General features: G+C 72.7%; 26 protein-coding genes and 1 riboswitch. Of the genes, 14 read left to right on the top strand and 12 right to left on the bottom strand.

Features of this window, described 5'->3' with window-relative positions:
- Positions 1-136: 136 nt before the first annotated feature.
- The 5 genes from IE294_RS08650 (at position 137) to IE294_RS08670 (ending at position 6,430) form a co-directional block, all read left to right on the top strand.
- Positions 137-1,030: an ATP-binding cassette domain-containing protein gene (locus tag IE294_RS08650; RefSeq protein ID WP_373315793.1), complete on the top strand. Its 894-nt coding sequence runs from the start codon at positions 137-139 to the stop codon at positions 1,028-1,030.
- Entirely contained in the window at positions 1,002-3,086 is a 2,085-nt protein-coding gene (locus IE294_RS08655; RefSeq protein ID WP_189883992.1) for a YhgE/Pip family protein, read from the top strand. The genes IE294_RS08650 and IE294_RS08655 overlap by 29 nt, the downstream gene beginning before the upstream one ends.
- Positions 3,087-3,133: 47 nt before the next feature.
- Positions 3,134-3,763 carry a TetR/AcrR family transcriptional regulator gene (locus IE294_RS08660; RefSeq protein ID WP_189883995.1) on the top strand — a complete coding sequence of 210 codons (630 nt, stop codon included), beginning with the start codon at positions 3,134-3,136 and terminating at the stop codon, positions 3,761-3,763.
- A 470-nt stretch (positions 3,764-4,233) separates the two neighbouring features.
- A complete protein-coding gene (locus IE294_RS08665; RefSeq protein WP_189883998.1) occupies positions 4,234-4,836 on the top strand; it encodes a DUF4126 domain-containing protein in 603 nt (200 codons plus the stop codon).
- A gap of 58 nt (positions 4,837-4,894) precedes the next feature.
- Positions 4,895-6,430 (top strand): phytoene desaturase family protein, encoded by a 1,536-nt coding sequence (locus tag IE294_RS08670; protein ID WP_189884000.1) that lies wholly within the window; start codon positions 4,895-4,897, stop codon positions 6,428-6,430.
- Positions 6,431-6,542: 112 nt separating this feature from the next.
- Here IE294_RS08670 and IE294_RS08675 read toward each other — a convergent pair whose 3' ends face one another.
- The 6 genes from IE294_RS08675 to IE294_RS08700 form a co-directional block, all read right to left on the bottom strand.
- Positions 6,543-7,478 carry an SCO2102 family sporulation regulator gene (locus tag IE294_RS08675; protein WP_189884003.1) on the bottom strand — a complete coding sequence of 312 codons (936 nt, stop codon included), beginning with the start codon at positions 7,476-7,478 and terminating at the stop codon, positions 6,543-6,545.
- A gap of 56 nt (positions 7,479-7,534) precedes the next feature.
- Positions 7,535-8,458, bottom strand: a complete 924-nt coding sequence (gene metF, locus IE294_RS08680; RefSeq protein WP_189884005.1) for a methylenetetrahydrofolate reductase [NAD(P)H] — start codon at positions 8,456-8,458, stop codon at positions 7,535-7,537.
- Positions 8,459-8,554: 96 nt separating this feature from the next.
- Positions 8,555-9,205, bottom strand: a complete 651-nt coding sequence (thiE, locus tag IE294_RS08685; RefSeq protein ID WP_014672191.1) for a thiamine phosphate synthase — start codon at positions 9,203-9,205, stop codon at positions 8,555-8,557.
- A gap of 83 nt (positions 9,206-9,288) precedes the next feature.
- Positions 9,289-9,654, bottom strand: a complete 366-nt coding sequence (locus IE294_RS08690; protein WP_189815666.1) for an Rv2175c family DNA-binding protein — start codon at positions 9,652-9,654, stop codon at positions 9,289-9,291.
- 64 nt (positions 9,655-9,718) lie between these two features.
- A complete protein-coding gene (locus tag IE294_RS08695; RefSeq protein ID WP_189884007.1) occupies positions 9,719-10,948 on the bottom strand; it encodes an NAD(P)/FAD-dependent oxidoreductase in 1,230 nt (409 codons plus the stop codon).
- A 32-nt stretch (positions 10,949-10,980) separates the two neighbouring features.
- Entirely contained in the window at positions 10,981-11,331 is a 351-nt protein-coding gene (locus tag IE294_RS08700; protein ID WP_041665116.1) for an avidin-fold protein, read from the bottom strand.
- 53 nt (positions 11,332-11,384) lie between these two features.
- Positions 11,385-11,496: riboswitch (TPP riboswitch) on the top strand.
- Here IE294_RS08700 and thiO point away from each other — a divergent pair.
- The 6 genes from thiO (at position 11,494) to IE294_RS08730 (ending at position 17,319) form a co-directional block, all read left to right on the top strand.
- Positions 11,494-12,690 (top strand): glycine oxidase ThiO, encoded by a 1,197-nt coding sequence (thiO, locus tag IE294_RS08705; RefSeq protein ID WP_189884009.1) that lies wholly within the window; start codon positions 11,494-11,496, stop codon positions 12,688-12,690. It overlaps the preceding riboswitch by 3 nt.
- Positions 12,687-12,899 (top strand): sulfur carrier protein ThiS, encoded by a 213-nt coding sequence (gene thiS / locus IE294_RS08710; RefSeq protein WP_030641983.1) that lies wholly within the window; start codon positions 12,687-12,689, stop codon positions 12,897-12,899. The genes thiO and thiS overlap by 4 nt, the downstream gene beginning before the upstream one ends.
- A gap of 3 nt (positions 12,900-12,902) precedes the next feature.
- Positions 12,903-13,697: a thiazole synthase gene (locus IE294_RS08715; RefSeq protein ID WP_189884011.1), complete on the top strand. Its 795-nt coding sequence runs from the start codon at positions 12,903-12,905 to the stop codon at positions 13,695-13,697.
- A gap of 129 nt (positions 13,698-13,826) precedes the next feature.
- Positions 13,827-15,794 (top strand): Stk1 family PASTA domain-containing Ser/Thr kinase, encoded by a 1,968-nt coding sequence (pknB, locus tag IE294_RS08720; RefSeq protein WP_189884013.1) that lies wholly within the window; start codon positions 13,827-13,829, stop codon positions 15,792-15,794.
- A 56-nt stretch (positions 15,795-15,850) separates the two neighbouring features.
- On the top strand, positions 15,851-16,729 hold the full coding sequence (locus tag IE294_RS08725; protein WP_189884015.1) for a deoxyribonuclease IV: 879 nt from the start codon (positions 15,851-15,853) through the stop codon (positions 16,727-16,729).
- 74 nt (positions 16,730-16,803) lie between these two features.
- Positions 16,804-17,319 carry a DUF4396 domain-containing protein gene (locus tag IE294_RS08730; RefSeq protein WP_189884111.1) on the top strand — a complete coding sequence of 172 codons (516 nt, stop codon included), beginning with the start codon at positions 16,804-16,806 and terminating at the stop codon, positions 17,317-17,319.
- Positions 17,320-17,331: 12 nt separating this feature from the next.
- Here IE294_RS08730 and IE294_RS08735 read toward each other — a convergent pair whose 3' ends face one another.
- The gene (locus IE294_RS08735) at positions 17,332-17,964 is read right to left on the bottom strand and encodes a sulfite oxidase-like oxidoreductase (protein WP_189884017.1); all 633 of its coding nucleotides are present in this window, start codon (positions 17,962-17,964) and stop codon (positions 17,332-17,334) included.
- A 171-nt stretch (positions 17,965-18,135) separates the two neighbouring features.
- On the opposite strand from IE294_RS08735, the gene bfr reads away from it, so the two are divergent.
- Positions 18,136-18,654, top strand: a complete 519-nt coding sequence (gene bfr, locus IE294_RS08740; RefSeq protein WP_189884019.1) for a bacterioferritin — start codon at positions 18,136-18,138, stop codon at positions 18,652-18,654.
- 19 nt (positions 18,655-18,673) lie between these two features.
- On the opposite strand, the gene IE294_RS08745 is transcribed toward bfr, so the two are convergent.
- Together IE294_RS08745 and IE294_RS08750 are read right to left on the bottom strand one after the other, a co-directional pair.
- Positions 18,674-18,898 (bottom strand): (2Fe-2S)-binding protein, encoded by a 225-nt coding sequence (locus IE294_RS08745; RefSeq protein ID WP_014672203.1) that lies wholly within the window; start codon positions 18,896-18,898, stop codon positions 18,674-18,676.
- A 195-nt stretch (positions 18,899-19,093) separates the two neighbouring features.
- Positions 19,094-20,446, bottom strand: coding sequence for a class II 3-deoxy-7-phosphoheptulonate synthase (locus IE294_RS08750; protein ID WP_189884021.1), 1,353 nt, complete (start codon positions 20,444-20,446; stop codon positions 19,094-19,096).
- A gap of 96 nt (positions 20,447-20,542) precedes the next feature.
- Between IE294_RS08750 and IE294_RS49595 the strand changes: the two genes are divergently transcribed.
- Positions 20,543-20,599: a trp operon leader peptide gene (locus IE294_RS49595; RefSeq protein ID WP_078912442.1), complete on the top strand. Its 57-nt coding sequence runs from the start codon at positions 20,543-20,545 to the stop codon at positions 20,597-20,599.
- 100 nt (positions 20,600-20,699) lie between these two features.
- Positions 20,700-22,571: an anthranilate synthase family protein gene (locus tag IE294_RS08760; RefSeq protein ID WP_306433385.1), complete on the top strand. Its 1,872-nt coding sequence runs from the start codon at positions 20,700-20,702 to the stop codon at positions 22,569-22,571.
- 15 nt (positions 22,572-22,586) lie between these two features.
- Here the strand turns inward: IE294_RS08760 and IE294_RS08765 are convergent, their stop codons facing one another.
- The 3 genes from IE294_RS08765 to macS all read right to left on the bottom strand — a co-directional run bounded on the left by IE294_RS08765 (position 22,587) and on the right by macS (position 25,641).
- Positions 22,587-23,615, bottom strand: a complete 1,029-nt coding sequence (locus IE294_RS08765) for a 6-phosphofructokinase (RefSeq protein WP_189884023.1) — start codon at positions 23,613-23,615, stop codon at positions 22,587-22,589.
- A gap of 119 nt (positions 23,616-23,734) precedes the next feature.
- Entirely contained in the window at positions 23,735-24,409 is a 675-nt protein-coding gene (locus IE294_RS08770) for a response regulator (RefSeq protein WP_189884025.1), read from the bottom strand.
- Positions 24,406-25,641: a MacS family sensor histidine kinase gene (macS, locus tag IE294_RS08775; protein ID WP_189884027.1), complete on the bottom strand. Its 1,236-nt coding sequence runs from the start codon at positions 25,639-25,641 to the stop codon at positions 24,406-24,408. The genes IE294_RS08770 and macS overlap by 4 nt, the downstream gene beginning before the upstream one ends.
- Between the last annotated feature and the right edge of the window lie 18 nt (positions 25,642-25,659).

Here is a 25,659-nt window from a genome sequence, read left to right on the forward strand (position 1 = left end):
AATGCCGTATGTGCCCATCGTGCGGTATGCCACTGACAATCCATTCTGACCTGCGCTTTTGCGTCGATCGCAGGTTCGGGCGTATTTTTACACTGACCAGTCAGTTCAATTACGGCCTACGCCGTCAGGGGGGCTCGTGGACGACGCACACGGAACGGCCGGCGCGGCCGGAGCCGTCGGCACGGCCGGAACCGTCGACGCGGACGGCCCGGCCGGCGCCGGCGTCAGGGCCGAGGCGCTCGGGATCAAAGGGCCGCGGGGGTGGGCCTTCCGCGGCGTCGCCCTGGACGCGGAGTCCGGCTCGCTGATCGCGATCGAGGGACCGTCCGGCTCCGGCCGCACGTGTCTGCTGCTCGCACTCACGGGACGGATGAAGCCCACCGAAGGAGTGGCCACCGTCGCCGGGTTCGAACTCCCCCGCCAGATGGCGGCCCTGCGCCGTGTCAGCGCGGTGGCGAACGTGACCGGCGTGACCGACCTGGAGCCGGCCCTCACCGTCGGCGAGCACCTGCGCGAACGGGCCCTGTTGCAGCGCAGGTTCGGCGACTCCCTGCGCCAACTGCTGCACCCCCGCGCCCAGCGCGCGTACGAGGCGCGGCTGCGGGTCGACGCGGCCCTGGCCGCCGCCGGACTCGACCTGGAGACGCTCCCGAAGGGCTCGCGCACGGCCGTACGCGACCTCGAACGGCCGCAGGAGCTGCGCCTGTCGCTCGCGCTGGCCCTGCTCGGCCGGCCCCGGCTGCTCGGGGTGGACGACATCGACATGAAGCTCTCGGACGCCGAACGCGCCGAGGCCTGGGACCTGTTGCGGTCGCTCACGCGCGCGGGCACGACGGTCGTGGCCGTGTGCCGCACCGCTCCCGAGGACTGCGTCAACGTCCCGACCGGGCCGAAGAAGACCGAGCCGGCGGACTCCGGGCCGAGGAACTCCGCGCCGAGGAACTCCGAGCCGAAGGACTCCGGGCCGAGGAACGCCGAGCCGAAGAAGGAGGACGCCGGTGATGCGCTCACCGAGGCTGGCCGCGCTTGAGCTGAGGCGCTTCGGGCGCGGGAAGCTCCCTCGGGCCGCCCTCGTCGCGCTGCTCGTGCTGCCGCTGCTCTACGGCGCCCTGTACCTGTGGTCGTTCTGGGACCCGTACGGCCGTCTGGACCGCATCCCGGTGGCCCTGGTGAACGACGACAAGGGCACCACGGCGGGCGGCAGGAAGATCACCGCCGGTGACGACATCGTGGACGGGCTGCGCGACAGCCGGACCTTCGAGTGGCACGAGGTGAGCGACGAGGAGGCACGTGCGGGCGTCGAGGACGGCACCTACTACCTGTCGCTGACCATGCCGGCCGACTTCAGCAGCCGGATCGCGTCCAGTTCCGGCGACTCCCCGGAGACCGGTGCCCTCCAGGTGCGCACCAACGACGCGAACAACTACATCGTCGGCCAGATCTCCCGCACGGTCTTCAACGAGGTGCGCTCGGCCGCGTCCACCAAGGCCTCCCGGAGCTTCCTGGACAAGATCTTCGTCTCCTTCTCCGACATCCACGACAAGACCGTCACGGCCGCGCAGGGCGCCGACAAGCTGAACAGCGGGATCGGAAAGGCGGAGAAGGGCTCCAAGGACCTCGCGGACGGGCTGAAGGAGGCCAAGGGCGGCAGCGGCAAGCTGGCCAAGGGCCTGAAGAAGCTCGACACCGGCTCGGGCGACCTCCAGGAGGGCTCGCGGCAGGTCGCCGACGGCACCCAGGCGCTCGCCGACAAGGTCGACGGCGTCTACGCCCAGGCGGGCCCGTTCCTGAAGGACAACGAGAAGACCATCGGGGACACCGCCCGGCTGGTCTCCGACTCGGCCAAGGCCGTCAAGGACAACCTGGACGTGCTGGTGAAGCTCGCGCCGGGCGCCGCGAAGACCGCGCACGCCTCCTCCGCCGTCCTGGACGAGATCTACCAGGCGCGCTGCGGGAGCGCGACGCTCCCCGACCCGGCCTGCCCCGAGCTGAAGCGGGCCAGGACGGCCGCCGCCGAGGTGGCCACCGTCGCCGACGACCTCAACACGCTGATCGCCGACCAGGACGGCGACCTGAAGACGATGCGGGACAACCTGGGCACGCTCCAGAAGCAGGCCGACGCCCTCGCCGAACGCGCACCGCACCTGTCCGAGGACGTCGAGGACGCCGTCAAGAAGATCGACAAGCTGAACACCGGCGCGCACGAGGTCGCCGCCGGTGCCGAGAAGCTGCACACCGGACTGGGCACCGCCCACACCGGCGCGGTCGCCCTGGACAAGGGCATCGGCACGGCGAAGTCGGGCGCCGAGACCCTCAACGGCGGCCTGTACAAGCTGTCCGACGGGTCCGGCAAGCTCGCCGGCGGACTGCACTCGGGGGCGAAGAAGATCCCGGACTACGACAAGCAGGACCGCGACCGGCGCACCGGCGTGATGGCCGACCCGGTCCAGCTCGCCTCGCACGACCTGCACAAGGCGCCGAACTACGGCACCGGTTTCGCCCCCTACTTCATCCCGCTGTCGCTGTGGGTCGGCGCGATGGTGGCCTACATGCTGATCCCGCCGCTCAACCGGCGGGCCCTGGCGGCCGGTGCCTCCGCCTGGCGGATCGCGTTCGCCGGCTGGCTCCCCGTGGTCGCGGTGGGCGTGCTCCAGGTGGCCGCCCTGATGGCCGTGCTGCACTGGGCGGTCGGCCTGAAGATGCTACGGGCGGCCGGCACGATCGGCTTCCTGTTCCTGGTCACGGCCTGCTTCGCGGCGATCGTGCAGTGGCTCAACGCCCACTTCGGCGCGGCCGGCCGGATCCTGGTGCTCGCGCTGCTGATGCTCCAGCTGACCTCGGCGGGCGGCACCTACCCCGTCCAGACCAGCCCGGGCTTCTTCAACGCGATCCACCCGTTCCTGCCGATGAGCTACATCGTGGAGGCGCTGCGCCGGCTGATCACGGGCGGCGGGCTCGGTCCGGTGTGGCTGGCGTGCGGTGTGCTCACCGCGTTCACCGCCGGCGCCCTCGCGCTGACCGCCCTCGCGGCCCGCCGCCGCCAGGTGTGGACGCCGGCCCGGCTGCACCCGGAGCTGAGCCTGTGATCCGGGGCGAGCGCCCGCACGCGCGCGTACCTGTGAGAATCGGGGCCATGGAAAGCAGCAGCGCCAAGGCCGGCGGCAGCACGCGTCGCGAGGCCACCCGGCAGAAGCTCTACGAGGCGGCCGTCACGCTCATCGCCGAGCAGGGCTTCTCCGCTACCACGGTGGACGAGATCGCCGAGCGGGCCGGGGTCGCGAAGGGCACGGTCTACTACAACTTCGCGAGCAAGTCCGTTCTCTTCGAGGAGCTGCTCAGGCACGGCGTCGGCCTGCTCACCGCCTCCCTGAAGGAAGCGGCCGAGCAGGCCGCACGCGAGGGCCGCGGCAAGGTGGACGCGCTGGACGCGATGATCCGCGCGGGCCTGGTCTTCATCGACCGCTACCCGGCCTTCACCCAGCTGTACGTCGCCGAGCTGTGGCGCACCAACCGGGCCTGGCAGTCCACCCTGATGGTGGTGCGGCAGGAGGCGGTCGCGGTGGTGGAGGGGGTGCTGTGCGAAGGCGTGGCGGTCGGCGAGTTCAGCGACGAGATCGACGTCCAGTTGACGGCGGCGGCACTGGTCGGCATGGTCCTGGTGGCCGCGCTGGACTGGAAGTCGTTCCAGCCGGAGCGCTCCCTGGACGACGTGCACGCGGCCCTGTCCCGGCTGCTCCAAGGACGGGTCAGCGGCAGGGTCTGAGCGGTGCACCCGGCGCGAGAGCCGCACCCGGCCCAAGCGCCTGAGAGGTGTACGCGGAAGGCGCCGGTCCGCTGTGGACCGGCGCCTTCCCCTTCCCCGTGCCGCCACCGGGATTCCCCCGTTCTCCCCCGTTCCTCCCGGTGGCGCCCCCGTTGCTCCCCCGTACTTCCCTCCCGTACTCCTCCGTACGGGCTCCCCCGTGGCGGACCCCCGTGGTGGTCTTCCCCCGAGGCCCCCGTGTCTCGCTTCCGCCGACGGATCGGCGGAAGGAGCGGCCAGGGGGCGGGCGCCGTTCCGCCGCCCCGTGCCGGCGGTGCCGGGCCGCGCCCCTCTGCCGTGCCTCCACTCTCCCGTTCGCACGTCTCCCGGCCCATCCGCGCGCGTACTCATCTGGCCGTCTGAGTACGCGTACTCAGCCGTCCGCGCGCGTGCCCACGCCCGGGGTCCGGCGCCTGGCTACGATCGCGTCCGTGTCCGTACTCCCTCTGGTCTTCACGAGCGGCTGGGCCAGCGGCATCAACGCCTACGCGGTGGTGCTGCTGCTCGGCCTCTTCGGCGCGGCGGGGATCGCCGACGACGTCCCGCAGACGTTGCAGCGCCCCGAGGTGCTGATCGTCGCGGGTGTGCTGTTCCTGTGCGAGGCCGTCGCCGACAAGATCCCGTACGTCGACTCGCTGTGGGACTCCGTGCACACGGTGGTCCGGCCGCTCGCCGGTGCCTGGGTCGGGACGCTGCTCGCCGGGCAGAGCGGCTCGCTCTCCGACGTGGCGGCCGGCCTGATCGGCGGTTCGACGGCGCTGGCCAGCCACGCCGTGAAGGCCGGGACGCGGATGGCGGTCAACACCTCGCCCGAGCCGTTCAGCAACATCGCGCTGAGCCTCGCCGAGGATCTCGGGGTCGGGGGCGTCGTCACGTTCGCGGTGTTCCACCCGGAGGCGGCGGCGGTCATCGCGGCCGTCCTGCTGGCCGGCGGGCTGCTGACCCTGCTGTTCCTCGTCTCGCGCATCCGCCGTTTCCTGCGTCGCCGGGCCCAGCGCCGGGAGGAGCGGCGCCTCGCCTCACGGGCTCCTTGACCTGCGCTGGAGCCGCCCGGCGGCGGGGTTGTCGGTGGCGGTCGATACAGTCACGGGCATGGCACGGATTGCGGTGATCGGCGCCGGGATGGGCGCGATGGCGGCTGCCGCCCGGCTGGCCGTCGCGGGCCACCGGGTGACGGTGTACGAACGGACGGAGACGTACGGCGGCTCGGTGCGCCGGTTCGAGCGGGACGGGTTCCGCTTCGACACGGGCCCGGGACTGCTGACGCTGCCCGCCGTGTACCGCGACCTGTTCATCAAGACCGGCAAGGAGCCGCTGGAGGACCGCGTCGAGCTGGTCCAGGTCGACCCGTCCTCGCGGCACGTCTTCGCGGACGGCACGCGGGTGTCCCTGCCCAACGCCTCCCGCGCGGGCGTCGTCGCGGCTCTGGACGAGGCGCTGGGCGCGGGGGCCGGCGAGCGCTGGGGCGACTTCCTGGTGCGGGCCCGCGAGGCCTGGGACCGCACCCGCCGGCCGCTGCTGGAGGAGCCGCTGTGGCCCGACTGGCAGGTGCTGGCCGACAAGGAGCCGTACCCGGGCACCACGTACAAGCGGCTGCTGGGCAGGCGCCGCGTGGTCAAGCTGTTCGAGATCGGCAAGCGGGAACTGCGCGACCCCCGGCTGACGCAGCTGCTGGACGGCTACGCGCTCGCGTACGGCGTCGACCCGGGCGTCGCCCCGGCGAGCGCGGCCGTGCTGCCCTACATGGAGCACGCCTTCGGCACCTGGTACGTGCGCGGCGGCATCCGGGAGCTGGCGGACGCGGTGTACGAGCGGTGCCGGGAACGGCGGGTCGAGTTCGTGTTCGGCGCCGAGGTCACCCGGATCCTGGAGAAGGACGGCCGCGCGGTCGGGGTGGAGCTCGCTGGGGGCACCTCCCAGGCTTCCGGCCCTGGGGGAGGCACGGTGGCCGAGGCGGACTTCGTGGTCGGCCAGGGCCCGTGGAGACTGCGCGACCTGACGGGCCGGCAGGTGTACGGGGCCGGGGCCGTCGAACCGGAGCCGGAGGACCGGTACCCGGGCCGGATGGTCGTGTGCCTGGCGCTGCGCGGGGCACGGGAGCCCGGCGCGGTGCACCGCACGGTGGTGCACGCGGCCGACGACGAGGGCGACCTGGATCTGTTCCGGCACGGCGTGCTGCCCGACCTGCCGACGACCGTCGTCGACCGGCCGGACGACCCGGCCCTGCGCCCCGACGGGGAGCACGAGAGCGTGGTGCTGACGGCGACGGTGCCGTCGGCGACGGAGTACGACTGGGCGGCGCCCGGTGCCGCCGACGCCTTCGCGGACCGGATGGTCGCCGCCGCCGAGCGGGCCGTGCCGGGGCTGCGCGAGCGGGTGCTGTGGCGCGAGGTCCGCACACCGCTGGACACCGAGCGGGAGACGGGAGCCGTGGGCGGTGCGGTGCCGCCGCCCGCACTGGCCGCGCCGGAGGGGGTGCTGCATCCGGCCAACTCCACGGCGGTACCTGGCCTGTTCGCCGTCGGCGGCTGGTCCCATCCGGGCGGCGGCCTCCCGCACGCCGGCATGTCGGGCGCGCTGGTGGCCGGCCTGATCGTGGAGGGCCCGGAGTTCCGCGGCTCGCAGTGAACGGGCGCCCGGTGAACGGCCGGCTCACGCCGGACGGGCCCGCAGACCACGGGCTCGCGCCGGGCGGTTCCCAGGGCTGCCGCTGAGCGGGTGAGCCCGGGGAGCCGGACCGTCAGAAGCGGTACTGCTCGTCGTACTCGGCACCGGACTGCGGCTGCGGTCCGCCCTGCTGGTGGGGATACGGCTGTTCCTGCGGGAGTTCACCGCCGTAGCTCTCGTCGGTGCGCTGCTGCGGCACCCACACCCCGCCGGCCGGGGTCTCGCCGTAGCCGCCGGTGGCGTACGGGTCCTGCGCGTAGCCCTGCTGCTGCCCGTACTGCTGGGCGTGCCCCTGGTCGTAGGAGCCGTAGGGCTGGCTGCCGATGTACGGGTCGGAGTAGTTGGCGTAGCCCTGCTGGGCGGCGCTGTCGTAGTCGTAACCCTGCTGGCCGTAGCCCGAGTAGTCGTAGGCGTAGCTCTGCTGGTCGCTCTGCTGGGCGGTGTGCGCGTGCGCGGGATCGCCGTAGACGCCGTAGTTGCCGGTGTCGTCGGGGAGGGGCTGCGGCTCGTAGACGGCGGTGGTCTCGGCGGCGGTGGCCTCGGCCGTCCGGGCGGCGGCCGGGGTGAAGACGTCGTCGCGGTCGTAGTCGTCGTAGTCGCCGTGCGCCTGGCCGTGGCCGCCGTGGTCGGTGGCGTGCTCGGGGTCGCGGTCGCCGGCGGCCGGGGCGAACTCGGGGTCGGCGCCCTGCGGGTCCGGCGCGTGCCGGTCCGCCCGGCCGCGGCGCCGCTTGCTGCCGGCCGCCGCCTCGGGGCCGGGCCGCTTGACCGCCCAGCCGGAGGAGAAGCCGCGACGGAACGACAGCGTGACGTAGGTCTGGCCGACCGCGAAGGCGATCGCGCCCAGCCCGATCACGATGACGGACGGCATCAGCACGCCCACCACGACGCCGAGGAAGCCGCCGAAGGCGAGGAGGCGCCAGCGCAGCCGCGCCTTGTACTGCAACAGCACCTCGCCCAGCAACCACAGCGCGACGCCGCCGAACGCGATGTAGAGGACCGTCCAGCCCATGTACGCCCCTCTCCCAGTGACCGCTACGCAGTGTGTCGTATCGCGGTGCGGCCGGTCTAGGCCTGCGGGGGGTGGTGCAGGCCCAGGTTCTCGTAGATTTCCAGGGTCGCCGTGGAGTTGTTGAGCGTGATGAAGTGCAGTCCGGGCACTCCCTCGGCCAGCAGCCGCGCGCAGAACTCCGTGGCGAACTCGATACCGATGGAGCGTACCGCCGCCGGATCGTCCTTCGCTGTGAGGATCCGCTCTTTCAAGGCGTCCGGGACAAGGGCGTTACTGAGCTTCGGCAACCGTTCCAGCATCTTCACACTGGTGACCGGCAGGACTTCCGGGATGACCGGGGTCTCGCAGCCCGCTGCCGCCACGCGGTCGCGCAGGCGCAGGTACGACTCCGGCTGGAAGAACATCTGCGTGATGGCGTAGTCGGCGCCCGCACGGCACTTGTCCACGAAGTGGGCGACGTCGGTGTCCCAGTCCGCGGAGCGCGGGTGCATCTCCGGGAACGCGGCGACGCCCACGCAGAAGTCGCCCGACTCCTTGATGAGCCGGACGAGTTCGGCCGCGTAGGTCAGACCGCGGGGGTGCGGCACCCACTCGCCCATCGGGTCGCCGGGCGGGTCGCCGCGCACGGCGAGCATGTTGCGGATGCCGGCGTCCGCGTACTGGCCGATGATGTTGCGCAGTTCGGCGATGGAGTGGTCGACCGCGGTGAGGTGGGCGACCGGGGTCAGTGTGGTGTCCGCGACGATCTGCTCGGTCTCCTTGACCGTGCCCGCGCGGGTGGAACCGCCGGCGCCGTAGGTCACGGAGACGAAGTCGGGGGCGACGGCCTCGACCCGCCGGAGCGCGCTCCACAGGTTCCGCTCGCCCTTCGGGGTCTTCGGCGCCGAGAACTCGAACGAGTACGTCGTCTTGCCTGTGGCGAGGATGTCACTCACGGTACGTGCGCGATCAGTCCTGGTGGATGCGGTTCCTAGGGCCATACCCGCAGGTTAGCCAGGGGTGGGCGGTCCCCCAACCGGATACCGGGAAATTGCCTGAATTGCCGCTCTCTTGTCCAGCAGATGGACAGAACCGCTCTAGCGGGCGTCCCGCAGCCGCTTCGCGAACTCCGTCGCCGCCGCGCCCGGGTCGTCCGCCTCGGTGATCGCGCGGACCACGACCACCCGGCGGGCACCGGCGTCCAGCACCTGGTCCAGGTTGCCGAGGTCGATGCCGCCGATGGCGAACCAGGGGCGGTCGGTGCCGAGGCCCGCCGCGTAGCGGACCAGGTCCAGGCCGGGGGCGTGGCGGCCGGGCTTGGTGGGGGTGGGCCAGCAGGGGCCGGTGCAAAAGTAGTCCACGCCCTCCTGGACGGCGGCAGCGGCGGCCTCCGCCTCGGCGTGCGTGGAGCGGCCGATCAGCACCCGGTCGCCGAGGATCGCCCGGGCCGCGGGGACCGGGAGATCGCCCTGGCCGAGGTGGAGCACGTCGGCGCGGGCGGCATGGGCGACGTCGGCCCGGTCGTTGACCGCGAGCAGCTTGCCGTGCCGGGCGCACGCGTCGGCGAAGACCTCCAGGTGCTCCAGCTCCTCGGCGGCCTCCATGCCCTTGTCCCGCAGCTGCACGATGTCGACGCCGCCGGCCAGGACCGCGTCCAGGAACTCGGGCAGGTCGCCCTGGCGCTCGCGGGCGTCCGTGCAGAGGTACAGGCGGGCGTCGGCGAGCGCGGCGCGGGCGGTGTCGGACATGCGTGGGTCCCCCCGTGGTCGGTGTCCCTTGCGGTGGCGTACGGGCGTCCGGCCCGCACGCCACCTGCCTGCTGCGGGTCGGCTCAGACAGCGAGCGCCTGGGCGCGGCGCTTCACCTCCGTGCCGCGATTCTCGCTCAGGGCCTGCGCGGGGGTGCCGGGCAGGGTCGGGTCGGGGGTGAAGAGCCACTCGATCATCTCTTCGACCGTGAAGCCGTCGTCCCGCAGGAGCGTCAGGGTCCCGGACAGGCCCTTGACGACCTTGTCCCCGTCGATGAAGGCGGCGGGGACGTGCAGCGCCCTGTTCTCACCGCGGCGTACGGCGATGAGCTGGCCCTCCTTGACCAGCTGCCGGACACGCGTCACCTCGACACCGAGCATGTCGGCGATGTCGGGCAGGGTGAGCCAGCCGGGGACGAGAGCATCGATCTTTGCGTCAATCTCGGTCACGTTTCCTAGCCTGCCATCCCCCACTGACAGTCGGAAGTCAGGCAGGTCCAGGCGGGAGGGTGTGCTAGTCGTCCGTGGCGTTCTTCAGTGGCCGCGCCGGGTCGGTCAGCGCCTCGGGGTCCATCCGCCGGCCCGCCTCGATCAGGCGGCGGCCCTGGGCCAGGTCGCGGGGGCGGCCGACGGCCAGCAGGGCCACCAGGCGGCCTTCGCGGAGCCAGCAGACCGTCCAGGACGGGCCCGCCGGGTCGCCGCGCCAGACCAGGCGGTCGGCGTCGGCGTGGTGGCCGGCGTACTGGACGAACCGGCCGAACTGCTCGGACCAGAAGTACGGCACCGGGTCGTAGACCGCCGGGGTCTCGCCGAGGATGTTCGCGGCGACCGTGCGCGGACCTTGCAGGGCGTTGTCCCAGTGGTGGACGAGGAGCCGTTCGCCGTAGCGCGCCGACGGGAAGGAGGCGCAGTCGCCGACGGCGTACACATCGGGCACGGAGGTGCACAGGCGGTCGTCGGTGAGGACCTCGCCGTGCGCGCCCAGCTCGATGCCGGAGCCGGCCAGCCAGCCGGTGGCGGGACGGGCGCCGATGCCGACGACGACGGCGCCCGCGGGCAGCCGGGTGCCGTCGGCGAGCACCACCTCGCCGGGCTCGACGCGCTCCACGCGCGCGTGGGTGCGCAGTTCCACGCCCGCCTCGGCGTACCAGGCGGCCATGGGCGCGGCGACCTCGGCGGGCAGGGCGCCGGCGAGCGGATGGCCGGCGGCCTCCACGACGGTCACCGCGCAGCCGGCCTCGCGGGCGGCGGTGGCGAACTCGGCGCCGATCCAGCCGGCGCCCACGACCACGATGTCGTGCCGGCGGGCGAGCACGGGGCGCAGCCGTTCGGCGTCGTCCAGGGTGCGCAGCAGGTGCACGCCGGGCACGCCCTCGGTGCCGGGCAGCCGGACCGGTTCGGCTCCGGTGGCGAGGACCAGGACGTCGTACGGCACCGGCCCCGTCCCGGTGTCCAGTTCGTGCTCGGCGGGGCGCACGCCGTACACCTCGCAGCCGAGCCGCAGCCCGACCCCGAGGGACTCGAAGTCCACCTCGAAGGCGGAGTCCTCGGCCTTGCCGAGCAGCACCGCCTTCGACAGCGGCGGCCGGTCGTACGGCTGGTGCGGCTCGGCGCCGATGACGGTCACGTCGCCCCGGAAACCCTGCTCCCGCAGGGCGACCGCGGTCTGCACCCCGGCCATGCCCGCGCCGACGACGACCACGCGCCGCGCCGCCGTGCCCTCTTGCGCTGTCTGCTCGCTCACCCGATCACCATAGACAATTGACGTTCCGTCAGTCAGGCGGCGGGCTCGGTGACCTGCTCCACCACGCTCGTGCCGGAGCCGGCCTGGGACTCCCACTCCCAGGTCTCGTCCAGGCGTACCCGCCCGTCCGGCAGCTCGGCGACCGTGGACACGCAGTGGCCCGAGGAGGTCGTCCCGTCGGTCTTGAGCTGCACGTACCGGAAGTCCAGCCGGTCGCCCTCGCGGGTGCCGACCAGATGGCCGCGCACGACGTCACCGCCCGCGTACTCGGCCCAGATCGCGCCGTCCTCCTCGTGGTACGCGAACCGCGTGCGGGTACCCACCTGACCTGGGGCTTGGTCCGCCACGGGGGCGAGGATCAGTCCGTCGAGCGACCGGGCCATGAAACGGGGCTCCCTTACGGGTGAGGAGGGCGGCGGGCTAGGGTTGCCACCGTACAAGCACTCGCGGGAGCCCGGACGCACCGGGCTGAGAGGGAGGCTGGCGGCCTCCGACCGTACGAACCTGATCCGGGTCATGCCGGCGAAGGGAGGGGCTGGACGCCCATGTCGTCACGTACGTCCGACGTCCTCGTCATCGGGGGCGGGATCATCGGCCTGGTCACGGCCTGGCGCGCGGCGCAGCGCGGGCTCGCCACGGCCGTCGTGGACCCCGAGCCCGGCGGCGGGGCCGCGCAGGTGGCGGCCGGGATGCTGGCCGCGGTCACCGAACTGCACTACGGCGAGGAGACCCTGCTCGCCCTGAACCTGGAATCGGCCCGCCGCTACCCCGCCTTCGCGGCCGAGCTGACCGAACTGACCGGCCATGACCTCGGCTACCGCCGCTGCGGCACCCTCGCCGTCGCCCTGGACGCCGACGACCGTGCCCACCTGCGCGAACTGCACGCGCTCCAGCAGCGCTCGGGCCTCGCCTCGGAGTGGCTGTCGGGGCGGGAGTGCCGGCGCCTGGAGCCGATGCTGGCACCGGGGGTGCGCGGCGGGCTGCGGGTGGACGGCGACCACCAGATCGACCCGCGCCGGCTGGCGGCGGCGCTGGTGGCCGCGTGCGAGCGGGCCGGTGTGGTGTTCCACCGGGCATGGGCGGAGCGGCTGGACGTGGTGCGGGACCGGGCCACCGGGATCACCACGGCGGACGGCACGGCTCTGCGCGCGGACCGGGTGGTGCTCGCGGCCGGCAGCCTGAGCGGGCGGCTCGCGGGCGTGCCGGACGAGCTGCTGCCCTTGGTGCGGCCGGTGAAGGGGCAGGTGCTGCGGCTGACCGTGCCGCGCCGGTACGCGCCGTTCCTGAGCCGGACCGTACGGGCCGTGGTGCGGGGCAGCCAGGTGTACCTGGTGCCGCGGGAGAACGGCGAACTGGTCGTCGGCGCCACCAGCGAGGAGCTGGGCTGGGACACGACGGTCACCGCCGGGGGCGTGTACGAGCTGCTGCGCGACGCGCACGAGCTGGTGCCCGGCATCACCGAGCTGCCGCTGACCGAGACCCGGGCCGGGCTGCGCCCCGGCTCCCCGGACAACGCGCCGCTGCTCGGCCCGTCCGGGCTGGCCGGGCTGCTGCTGGCCACCGGGCACTACCGCAACGGCGTGCTGCTCACGCCGGTCACCGGGGACGTGCTGGCGCACGCCCTGGTCACCGGTGAGCTTCCGCAGGAGGCCCGTCCCTTCACGCCGCGGCGCTTCGGCACCGCGCGCGGGGAAGGCGCCGCGGTCAGGGAGACGACACAGGAGCTGGAGCAGCCCGCATGAACAGCCCGGTCATGATTTCCGTCAACGGGGAGCGCCGGGAGATCGCCCCGGGCACCGCCCTCGACACCCTCGTCCGGACCCTCACCGCCGCCCCGCGCGGGGTGGCAGCCGCCGTCAACGAGACCGTCGTCCCGCGCGCGCGGTGGGCGACGACCGCCCTCGCCGACGGCGACCGGGTCGAAGTCCTCACCGCCGTGCAAGGAGGCTGAGCCATGGCCGACGATCCCCTGGTCCTGGGTGACCTGACCTTCTCCTCCCGGCTGATCATGGGCACGGGCGGGGCGCCCAGCCTGGACGTGCTGGAGCGGGCGCTGGTCGCCTCCGGTACGGAACTGACCACGGTCGCGATGCGCCGGGTGGACCCCTGCGTGCACGGCTCGGTGCTGTCGGTGCTGGAGAAGCTCGGCATCCGGGTGCTGCCGAACACGGCCGGCTGTTTCACCGCGGGCGAGGCCGTGCTGACCGCCCGGCTGGCCCGGGAGGCGCTGGGCACGGACCTGGTGAAGCTGGAGGTCATCGCCGACGAGCGGACGCTGCTGCCGGATCCGGTGGAGCTGCTGGAGGCGGCGGAGACGCTGGTGGACGACGGGTTCACGGTGCTGCCGTACACGAACGACGATCCGGTGCTCGCGCGGAAGCTGGAGGACGTGGGGTGCGCCGCGGTCATGCCGCTGGGGTCGCCGATCGGGTCCGGGCTGGGGATCCGCAACCCCCACAACTTCCAGCTCATCGTGGAGCACGCGCGTGTGCCGGTGATCCTGGACGCGGGGGCCGGTACGGCGTCGGACGTGGCGTTGGCGATGGAGCTGGGGTGCGCCGGGGTGATGCTCGCCTCCGCGGTGACCCGGGCCCAGGAGCCGGAGCTGATGGCTTGCGCCATGAAGCTCGCGGTGGAGGGGGGCCGGCTGGCCCGGCTGGCCGGACGGATTCCCCGCAGGTACCTCGCCGAGGCGTCGTCTCCTGCGGAGGGCCTGGCCGTGCTGGATCCCGAGCGTCCCGCGTTCTAGTCCCGTTTCGTCTCCGCCGCCGGCGGCCCCGGGTTCGCGCGTGTGTCGCGTCACAGGTCGGCTTCAGTCCCGCTCCGATGCCGGTGGGCGGGGCGGTCGTGTCGGTACCCCCTCGTAGACTCGCCTCTCGTGGATACGACCCTTCAGGACCCCCTCGTCGGGCAGGTGCTCGACGGCCGGTACCGCGTCGACGCGCGGATCGCGGCCGGTGGCATGGCCACGGTCTACCGGGCCCTGGACACCCGCCTGGACCGCGTGCTCGCGCTGAAGGTGATGCACCCGACGCTCGCGGCCGACGGCACGTTCGTCGAGCGGTTCATCCGGGAGGCCAAGTCGGTCGCCCGGCTCGACCACCCCAACGTGGTGCAGGTCTTCGACCAGGGGACCGACGGGTCGTTCGTCTACCTGGCGATGGAGTACATCGCCGGCTGCACCCTGCGGGACGTGCTGCGCGAGCGGGGCGCGGTGCAGCCGCGGGCCGCGCTGGACGTCCTGGAGCCGGTGCTCGCCGCGCTCGGTGCCGCGCACCGGGCCGGGTTCGTGCACCGGGACATGAAGCCCGAGAACGTGCTGATAGGCGACGACGGCCGGGTCAAGGTCGCCGACTTCGGACTGGTGCGCTCCGTGGACACGGTGACCAGCACGACGGGTGCCGTGCTCGGGACCGTCTCCTATCTCGCGCCGGAGCAGATCGAGCAGGGCACCACCGACCCGCGCGTCGACGTGTACGCGTGCGGTGTGGTGCTGTACGAGATGCTGACCGGCGCCAAGCCGCATTCCGGGGACTCCCCGGCCCAGGTGCTCTACAAGCACCTCCACGAGGACGTGCCGCCGCCCTCGGCGCTCGTGCCCGGCCTGCCGTACCAGCTGGACGAGCTGGTCGCGTCGGCCACCGCGCGCACCCCGGACATCCGGCCGCACGACGCCGTGGCCCTGCTCGCCCAGGTGCGCGAGGCCCGCCTGTCGCTGACCGGCGAGCAGCTGGACGCGCTGCCGCCGCAGGCGCTGACCGCGGAGCACGACAACGCCGAGGACCGCACGAGCGTGATCCCGCGCGCGCTGACCTCCCCCACGCTCGGCTTCGCCCGCGCGGGGGGACCCCCGTCCCGGCCGCTGCCGGTGACCGAGGACGCGGACGCCTCTGTGGACGGCGTCGAGCGCACCGCCCGGTTCCAGAGCCCGCCCGTGCCGCCCCGCCGGCGCCCGGCGCGGCCCCGGCGCGCGGTGCTGGCGGTGATCGCGGCCGTGCTGGTGGTGTTCGGCGTGGGCGCCGGGGTCTGGTACATCAACTCCGGCCAGTTCACCAAGGTGCCGCCGCTGCTGGCCAAGACGGAGGCGCAGGCCAAGGAGCGGCTGAAGGCGGCCGGTCTGGACGTCGGGCAGGTCAAGCGCGCGTACAGCGACACGGTCGAGCGCGGCACGGTGATCGGCAGCGACCCGGCGCCCGGCGCGCGGATCCGGGACCACGACTCGGTGACGCTGACCGTGTCGCTGGGACCGGAGACGGTGAACGTGCCGAACGTGGCGGGCCAGTCGCTCGCGAAGGCGCGGGCGCGGCTGAAGGCGGACGACCTGGAGCCGGGCATGGTCACCCGCGCGTTCAGCGACGACGTCCCGAGGGGCTCGGTGATCGGTACGACACCCGAGGCGGGCACCGAGCGGCACGCGGGCTCGGCGATCGCGCTGATCGTCAGCAAGGGCAGCCCGATCGACGTGCCGGACGTCACCGGCGACGACCTGGAGAGCGCGAAGCAGGAACTCACGGACGCCGGGCTGAAGGTGAAGGTGGCCGGGAAGCGGGTCAACTCCGAGTACGACCAGGGCGAGGTCGCCGCGCAGAGCCCGGGCGACGGCCGTCAGGCGGCCGAGGGCGACACGGTGACGCTGACGCTGTCCAAGGGCCCGGAGATGATCGAGGTCCCGGACGTGGTCGGCGACAGCGTGGACGACGCCCACCAGGCCCTGGAGGACGCCGGGTTCGAGGTGAAGGAGGACCGCGGGCTGCTCGGGCTGTTCGGGGACACCGTGAAGAAGCAGTCGGTGGACGGCGGCGACGAGGCGCCCAAGGGGTCGACGATCACGATCACCATCCGGTGACCGGTCTCACGGGGAGCGCGGTCCGGGCATGGGGGCGGACATGACACCCTGAACGGGTGAGTCCCGTTCAGTCCCCCCTCCCCCGCAACCCCGTCGGCGGCCACGTGCCCGTGGCCGGTGGCCTGCACTCCGTCGGGCTGTCGTACGCCCGTGACCTGAAGGCCGAGACGGTGCAGGTCTTCGTCGCCAATCCGCGCGGCTGGGCCACGCCCGCCGGGAACCCGCGGCAGGACGAGGCGTTCCGCGCGGCCTGCGCCGAGGAGTCGGTCCCGGCGTACGTGCACGCGCCGTACCTGATCAACTTCGGCTCGCACACCGAGGCGACCGTGGAGCGGTCGGTGGAGTCGCTGCGGCACTCGCTGCGGCGCGGCCGGGAGATCGGCGCGCTGGGTGTCGTGGTGCACACCGGGAGCGCCACCGGCGGGCGGACGCGGGAGGTCGCGCTGAAGCAGGTGCGCGCGCGTCTGCTGCCGCTGCTGGACGAGCTGACCCACGACGACGACCCGTTCCTGCTGCTGGAGTCGACCGCCGGGCAGGGCTCCTCGCTGTGCTCGCGGACCTGGGACTTCGGGCCGTACTTCGAGGCGCTGGACGCGCATCCGAAGCTGGGCGTGTGCCTGGACACGTGCCACATCTTCGCCGCCGGGCACGACCTGACCGGACCGGACGGCATGCACCGGACCCTGGACCTGCTGGTGGACACCGTCGGCCCGGGCCGGCTGAAGCTGATCCACGCCAACGACTCCAAGGATGTGGTGGGCGCCCACAAGGACCGGCACGAGAACATCGGCGCCGGCCACATCGGGGAGGACCCGTTCCGGGCGCTCATGAGCCACCCCGCGACCGAGGGCGTACCGCTGGTCATCGAGACGCCCGGCGGCAAGGAGGGGCACGCGGCGGACGTGGAGCGGCTGAAGAAGCTCCGCGAGGACTGACCGTTGGGGAATACCCCCGTGGGGTATATGGTTCCTGCCAGGCGCAGGAGCCGTCACCTGACATGGGGGTAGTCATGCAGCACGAGGCGCACGCGGCACACGCACACCACCAGGGGCACGCCGACGCGGACCAGGGACACCACCACGCACCCGCCGCCACCTGGGCCATGGCCGTCCAGGCCACCCTGCACTGCCTCACCGGCTGCGCCATCGGCGAGGTGCTCGGCATGGTCGTCGGCACGGCCTTCGGCTGGGGCAACCTGCCGACCATGGTGCTGGCGATCGTCCTGGCCTTCGTCTTCGGCTACTCGCTCACCCTGCGCGGGGTCCTGCGGGCCGGCGTCGACTTCCGTACGGCCTTCCGGGTGGCGCTGGCGGCGGACACCCTGTCCATCGTCGTGATGGAGCTGATGGACAACGGGGTGATCCTGGTCTGGCCGTCGGCGATGGACGCAACGCTGGGCGACGCGCTGTTCTGGATCTCGCTCGCGGTCTCGTTCGTGATCGCCTTCATGGTGACCACCCCGGTCAACAAGTGGATGATCGGCCGGGGCAAGGGGCACGCGGTGGTGCACCGGTACCACCACTGAGCGGGCCGGGGATCAGAGCTCGGGGCCGTCCCCGGGCTCCTCCTGGTAGGAGTAGCGCTGCTCCTTCCAGGGATCGCCGATGTTGTGGTAGCCGCGCTCCTCCCAGAAGCCGCGGCGGTCGGCGGTCATGTACTCCACGCCCCGGACCCACTTGGGCCCCTTCCAGGCGTACAGATGGGGCACGATCAGCCGGACCGGGAAGCCGTGCTCGGCGGTGAGCAGCTCGCCGTCCTTGTGGGTGGCGAAGATCGCGCGGTCGGAGACGAAGTCCGTGAGGCGCAGGTTCGAGCTGAAGCCGTACTCCGCCCAGACCATCACATGGGTGACGTCCGGCGCCGGCGGTGCCAGGTCCACGATCGCGCGGGCCGGGATGCCGCCCCACTCCGCGCCGACCATGCTGAACTTCGTCACGCAGTGCAGGTCGGCCACCACCGTGGTGTACGGCAGGGCCGTGAACTCCTCGTGGTCCCAGGTGCGCTTCTCGCCGTCGGCGGTGGCGCCGAAGACCCGGAACTCCCAGCGCTCGGGCCGGAACTTCGGGACCGGCCCGTAGTGCGTGACCGGCCAGCCGCGCTGGAGCCGCTGACCCGGCGGAAGCTCGGACCCTGCCGCTGCCCCAGACTCTCGCTCCACCGGATGACCCATGTATCCATCCTGACAGACCTCGGGCAGTGCCCCTGACCACCCACTCCCGAACCGGGCAAATACCATCATCACTGGACGTACTTACTAAGTGCGTACTTACTGGACGATCTTCCCCACCGGTGCAATCATGCGGCGCTATCGGCCGGGTCCACCTGGAAGGAGTCCACAGCGATGCAAGGCGACCCCGAGGTCATCGAACTGCTCAACGAACAGCTGACCGCCGAGCTGACCGCGATCAACCAGTACTTCCTGCATGCCAAGCTCCAGGACCACAAGGGGTGGACGAAGCTCGCCCGGTACACGCGGGCGGAGTCGTTCGACGAGATGCGGCACGCCGAGGTCCTCACCGACCGCATCCTGCTCCTCGACGGCCTGCCCAACTACCAGCGGCTCTTCCATGTGCGGGTCGGGCAGACGGTGACCGAGATGTTCCAGGCCGACCGGCAGATCGAGGTCGAGGCCATCGACCGGCTGCGCCGGGGCGTCCAGGTGATGCGCGAGAAGGACGACATCACGTCGGCGAACGTCTTCGAGGCGATCCTGGCCGACGAGGAGCACCACATCGACTACCTGGACACCCAGCTGGAGCTGGTGGACAAGCTGGGCGAGGCGCTCTACCTGTCGACCGTCATCGAGCAGAGCCAGCCCGACTCCTCGGGCGCGGGCACGGGCGGCTTCTCCACCCACTGAGCCCGCGGGGGCACGGACGCTACGCGGCGTCGTCCAGCGGTACGAGGGCCGGGGCGCGCTGGTCGATCAGTTCCCGGCGGGGGCAGGCGCCACGGCCGAGCAGTGCCTGGATGCGTCGGACGCAGCCGCCGCAGTCGGTGCCCGCCTTGCAGGCGGAGGCTATCTGGCGCGGAGTGCAGGCGCCGTTCTCCGCGTGCTGCTTGACCTGGGCCTCGGTGACACCGAAGCAGCTGCACACGTACACGCGGATCCACCTCCCGACGGGGTCACTGTTCCTGCCACCCCATTTCCGGTGAGGCAAACCTAACCTTACCTATCTCCCGGCAACCGCAAAAGTGGCGGGGCGCGGATCGGATGTGATCCGCGCCCCAGGACTCCCCGTCGCGGGACTCCGCGTCACAGGACGGTCACTACCGGTCCAGGCTCACTGGTCCGGGGGTCACTGGTCCCGGTACATCTCGGCCACCAGGAACGCCAGGTCCAGCGACTGGCTGCGGTTCAGCCGCGGGTCGCAGGCCGTCTCGTAGCGCTGGTGCAGGTCGTCCACGAAGATCTCGTCGCCGCCGCCCACGCACTCGGTGACGTCGTCGCCGGTCAGCTCCACGTGGATGCCGCCCGGGTGGGTGCCGAGCGCCTTGTGGACCTCGAAGAAGCCCTTGACCTCGTCGAGCACGTCGTCGAAGCGGCGGGTCTTGTGCCCGGAGGCCGCCTCGAAGGTGTTGCCGTGCATCGGGTCGGTCACCCAGGCCACCGTCGCACCGGACGCCGTGACCTTCTCGACCAGCTCGGGGAGCTTGTCGCGGATCTGGCCGGCGCCCATGCGGACGATGAAGGTCAGCCGGCCCGGCTCCCGCTCGGGGTCGAGGCGGTCGATGTAGCGCAGCGCCTCCTCGGCCGTGGTGGTCGGGCCGAGCTTGATGCCGATCGGGTTGCGGATCTGCGAGGCGAACTCGATGTGCGCGTGGTCCAGCTGGCGGGTGCGCTCGCCGATCCACACCATGTGGCCCGAGACGTCGTACAGCTTGCCCGTGCGGGAGTCGACCCGGGTCAGGGCGGACTCGTAGTCCAGCAGCAGCGCCTCGTGCGAGGAGTAGAACTCGACGGTCTTGAACTCCTCCGGGTCGGTGCCGCAGGCCCGCATGAAGTTCAGCGCGTTGTCGATCTCCCGCGCGAGCTGCTCGTAGCGCTGGCCCGACGGCGAGGTCCGCACGAAGTCCTGGTTCCAGGCGTGCACCTGGCGCAGGTCGGCGTAGCCGCCGGTGGTGAAGGCGCGCACCAGGTTCAGCGTCGAGGCCGACGCGTGGTACATGCGCTTCAGCCGCTCCGGGTCCGGGATGCGGCTGTCCTCGGTGAAGTCGAAGCCGTTGACGGAGTCGCCCCGGTACACCGGGAGCGTCACGCCGTCGCGGGTCTCGGTCGGCTTGGAGCGGGGCTTGGAGTACTGGCCCGCGATCCGGCCGACCTTGACCACGGGCACGGAGGCCGCGTAGGTGAGGACGGCACCCATCTGGAGCAGCGTCTTGAGCTTGTTGCGGATGTGATCGGCGGACACGGCGTCGAAGGCCTCGGCGCAGTCGCCGCCCTGGAGGAGGAACGCCTCTCCCTTGGCGACAGCCGCCATCCGGGCGCGCAGCTGATCGCACTCGCCCGCGAAGACGAGCGGCGGATACGACTCAAGGTCCGCGATCACTGCGCGCAGAGCCTCGGGGTCGGGGTACTCGGGCTGCTGCGCCGCGGGCAGGTTTCGCCAGGTGTTGCCAGCGCTCGGGCTGGTCTTAGCGTTCACGGTCACGAGCTCAACAGTACGGGGTGATGTCGAGGGGCCCCGCCGATGCTCAGCTGATGAGACACCGCGTACACAGTACGGACATGCGATAGGGTGCGTCGCATGTTCGCGCTTTCGACCCAGAACTGGTGGTGGACCGCTCATCCGGCGGCCCACTGACTGCGCGTACGCAAGACTTCGCGAAGGCCGCCCGAGGGGCGGCCTTCGGTGTGTCCGGGGCCGTTCCTCTCCGTCAGACGACTCAGAAGGAGCCCGCCCCGTGGACCTCATGGACCTGCTGTCCGATCCCCGCCCCTTCGCCCTGCTCCGCCGCCGCACCCCCGGCCGCGACGAGCACCTGGTGGAGGTGCTGCTCGGCCCGGTGACCAGACGGGACCGGCTCGCCGACCTGCCCGACGAGGGTCTCGCCCTGGTCCCGTTCCGGCAGATCCGCGAGCGCGGCTTCGACGTCCGCGACGACGGCACCCCGCTGCTGGTGCTGACCCCGCAGGAGACGCACACGCTGTCCCTGGCCGAGGCCCTCGACCGGCTCCCCGCGCACGACGTGCGGGTCGAGGGCGGCGGCTTCGACGTGAGCGACGAGGAGTACGCGCGGACCGTCGGGCGGGTGCTGCGCGAGGAGATCGGGCGGGGCGAGGGCGCGAACTTCGTGATCCGGCGCACCTACGAGGGCGAGATCCCCGGCTTCGGCCGCGCCGACGCGCTCGCGCTGTTCCGGCGGCTGCTGGAGGGCGAGCGGGGCGCGTACTGGACGTTCGTGGTGCACACCGGGGACCGGACGCTGGTGGGGGCGAGTCCGGAGGTGCACGTCCGGATGAGCGGCGGGACCGTCGTGATGAACCCGATCAGCGGGACGTACCGCTATCCCCCCGAGGGTCCGACCCCCGAGCACCTGCTCGGCTTCCTCGCCGACGGCAAGGAGATCGAGGAGCTGTCGATGGTCGTCGACGAGGAGCTCAAGATGATGTGCACCGTCGGCGACAGGGGCGGGGTCGTCGTCGGCCCGCGGCTGAAGGAGATGGCGCACCTCGCGCACACCGAGTACGAACTGCGCGGGAAGTCCTCGCTGGACGTGCGGGAGGTGCTGCGGGAGACCATGTTCGCGGCGACGGTGACCGGGTCGCCGGTGCAGAACGCGTGCCGGGTGATCGAGCGGTACGAGCCCCTCGGCCGGGACGGCGTGGGGCGCGGGTACTACGCCGGGGCGCTCGCCCTGCTCGGCCGGGACTCCGGGGGCGCGCAGACCCTCGACTCCCCCATCCTGATCCGCACCGCCGACATCTCCGCCGACGGCCGGCTGCGCGTTCCGGTGGGGGCGACGCTCGTGCGCGGCTCCGACCCGGCGGGCGAGGTCGCGGAGACCCACGCGAAGGCGGCGGGCGTGCTGGCCGCCCTCGGGGTACGGCCGTCCCGGCCGCGGGCGGAGCGGGAGCGGCCCCGGCTGGCCGACGACCCGCGGGTGCGGGCCGCGCTGGACGGGCGCCGGGCCGCACTCGCGCCGTTCTGGCTGCGGATGCAGGACCGCGCGCCGGAGCCGGCCGGCCACGCGCTGGTGGTCGACGGCGAGGACACCTTCACGGCGATGCTGGCGCACGTGCTGCGCTCGGGCGGCCTGGAGGTGACGGTACGGCGGTACGACGAGCCGGGGCTGCGGGCGGCGGTGCTCGCGCACGAGGGGCCGGTGGTGCTGGGTCCCGGTCCGGGCGACCCGCGCGACGGGACCGACGCGAAGATGCGGTTCCTGCGGGAGCTCGCGGCCACCGTGATCCGCGAGCACCGGCACGGGGTGCTGGGCGTCTGCCTGGGGCACGAGCTGGTCGCGGCCGAGCTGGGCCTGGACCTGGTCCGCAAGGAGGTGCCGTACCAGGGGGCGCAGACGGAGATCGACCTGTTCGGGCGGCGGGAGACGGTCGGCTTCTACAACAGCTTCGTCGCGCGCTGCGACGAGGAGGCGGCCCGCGAACTGGCGGCGCACGGCGTCGAGGTGAGCCGCGCGGCGAACGGCGAGGTGCACGCCCTGCGGGGCCCCGGCTTCGCGGGCGTGCAGTTCCACCCCGAGTCGGTGCTGACCCTGAACGGCGCGGCGGTCGTACGGGAGCTGATCGGTCAGCTGCGCCGCACGACCGTGTAGCGGCCGGGGCTGCCGTCAGCCGAAGAACACCCCGATCTCCCGGTACAGCGCCGGGTCCACCGTCTTCAGCCGGGCCGTCGCCTCGGCGAGCGGGACGCGGACGATGTCGGTGGCGCGCAGGGCGACCATCGTGCCGAAGTCGCCGTCGTGGACGCAGTCGATGGCGTGCAGACCGAAGCGGGTGGCGAGCCAGCGGTCGAAGGCGCTGGGGGTGCCGCCGCGCTGGACGTGCCCGAGGACCGTCGTACGGGCCTCCTTCCCGGTGCGCTTCTCGATCTCCTTGGCCAGCCACTCGCCCACCCCGGACAGCCGGACGTGCCCGAAGGAGTCCAGCGAATGGTCCTTGAGCACCATGTCGCCGTCCTTCGGCACGGCACCCTCGGCGACGACCACGATCGGCGCGTACGACGCCCGGAACCGTGAGGTCACCCAGTCGCAGACCTGCTCGATGTCGAAGCGCTGCTCGGGGATGAGGATGACGTTGGCGCCGCCGGCCAGGCCGGAGTGCAGGGCGATCCAGCCGGCGTGCCGGCCCATCACCTCCACCACGAGGACCCGCATGTGGGACTCGGCGGTGGTGTGCAGCCGGTCGATGGCCTCGGTGGCGATGTTGACGGCGGTGTCGAAGCCGAAGGTGTAGTCGGTGGCCGCCAGGTCGTTGTCTATCGTCTTCGGCACTCCGACGCAGGGCACCGCGTACTCGCCGGACAGCCGCGCGGCGACGCCCAGGGTGTCCTCGCCGCCGATCACGACGAGGGCCTGGACGTCCAGCTTGGCCAGGTTGTCCTTGATCCGGCGGATGCCGTCGCCGGCCTTGAGGGGGTTGGTCCGCGAGGAGCCGAGGATGGTGCCGCCGCGGGGCAGGATGCCGCGCACCGCGGGGATGTCGAGACGGACGGTGTCGCCTTCGAGGGGGCCCCGCCAGCCGTCCCGGAAGCCGACGAAGTCATAGCCGTACTCCTGCACGCCCTTGCGGACGACGCCCCGGATGACGGCGTTGAGCCCGGGGCAGTCGCCGCCCCCGGTCAGTACTCCGACCCGCATGGAAATGTCCCTTCGCAGCGGTTCCCTGACACCCGGTCACGCTAATGGTGATTCAGGTCACACCGGGAGGGGCGGGAAGGGTGATTCCGGTGCACGGCCGGAAGCGGGCCCGCGCCGGTCTACTCCTCGTCCAGGCCGCGCTCGATCGCGTACCGCACCAGCTCCACCCGGTTGTGCAGCTGGAGCTTGCCGAGGGTGTTCTGCACGTGGTTCTGCACCGTGCGGTGGGAGATGACGAGGCGTTCGGCGATCTGTTTGTAGCTCAGGCCCTTCGCCACCAGCCGCAGCACCTCCGTCTCCCGGTCCGTCAGCCGGGGCGCGCCCGGTTCACCGGCGTCCGGCGCGGGCGCGGGCTCGGCTGCCAGCCGCCGGTACTCGCCGAGGACCAGCCCGGCGAGGCCCGGCGTGAACACCGGGTCGCCGACCGCGGTACGGCGCACCGCGTCCAGCAGTTCCTCGGTGGAGGCCGACTTCAGCAGATAGCCGGTCGCACCGGACTTCACCGCCTCCAGCACGTCCGCGTGCTCGCCGCTCGCCGAGAGGACGAGGACGCGCAACGCCGGGTTGTGGCCGACGAGTTCCTTGCACACCTGGACGCCGGGCTTGGCGGGCAGGTTGAGGTCCAGCACGAGGACGTCGGGGGCGGCGGCCCTGGCGCGGCGCACCGCCTGCTCGCCGTCGCCGGCGGTGGCGACCACCTCGAAGCCGGACTCGGCCAGGTCACGGGCGACCGCGTCACGCCACATCGGGTGGTCGTCCACCACCATGACCTTGATCGGGTCCTGCTGTGTCATCGCTGCTCCGCCTTCTTCCCCCGCGCCCGCACGGCGCCCTTCGGTACCTTCAGTTCCACTTCCGTGCCCTGGCCGGGCACGGAGACGATCCCGGCGCTGCCGCCGAGGTCGCGCAGCCGGCCCCGGATCGACTGGGCCACCCCGAGCCGGCCCTCGCCCTCGGCCTGCGCCAGCCGGCCCTCGGGGATGCCGGGGCCGTCGTCCCGGACGGTGACGACGATCTCGTCCGGCTCGTCCTCCACCAGGATCCAGGCCCGGCCCTCCGCCCCCGCGTGCCGGCGCACGTTGTCCAGGGCGGCCCCGACCGCGGCGGCCACCTCGCGGGCCGCGGCCGACGGCAGCAGCACCGGGGCGCCGGGCTCGGCGAGGCTGACCCGGGCGCACGCGTACCGGGCGAGCAGGGAGCGCAGGTCGACCGGGCCGGCCGGGTCCTCCTCGTCGGGCTCCTCCACCGCGCGGACCACCGCGCCGGCCGCCAGGTCCTCCGAGACCCGGGACACCGGGACCAGGCCGCCCGACACCAGCGTGCGCAGCGCCACCTCCTGCTCCCCGGCCAGCCGGCCCAGCTCGGCCGCCTCGCCGCCGAGGGCCGCGCCCCGGCGCTTCACCATGGCCAGCACCTGGAGCACGCTGTCGTGGATGTCCCGGGCCAGCCGCTCCCGTTCCCGGGTGGCGGCCTCGATCTCCAGGGCGCGGGCGAGGGTGCGCTCGGAGGCGCGGGCCACCTCCACCACGTAGCCGATGGCGATGGATGCCACCCAGACGAGGATCACGTTGTGCACGGTGTCCCGGGCCGGGTGGCCGCGCTCGACCAGGTTGACGGCGGCCACGGCCGTGGAGGCGACGGCCGCCCAGCGCCAGCCGCCCTTGACGGCGAAGGCCAGTACCGCGCCCGCCGTCCATATCGACGGCAGGGTGGGGCCGCCGCCCGCGATCCGCTCGTGGCTGTCGGCGACCGGGGTGAGCAGGATGCCGACGAGGGCGACGGCCAGGTCGGCGGCCAGGAAGCGCCGGGTGCAGCTCGCCGCGCCCGCCACCTTGGGCAGGGTGGCGAGGGTCCACACGACCAGGACGGCGTAGTAGGCGACGGCGACCCAGGGCCGCACGAAGTGGTCGTACGCGGTGGCGCACAGGCCGATCGCATACAGCATGGTCAGGACGCGGTAGCCGGCGAGCGCGCGCCACAGCGGCAGCTCGACCGACATGCGCATGACGCGTTCACGCTTGGGCATGTCCCCCGGTTCCCCCCG

The sequence above is a fragment of the Streptomyces canarius genome, assembly GCF_014650735.1.
GTDB lineage: Bacteria > Actinomycetota > Actinomycetes > Streptomycetales > Streptomycetaceae > Streptomyces > Streptomyces olivaceoviridis.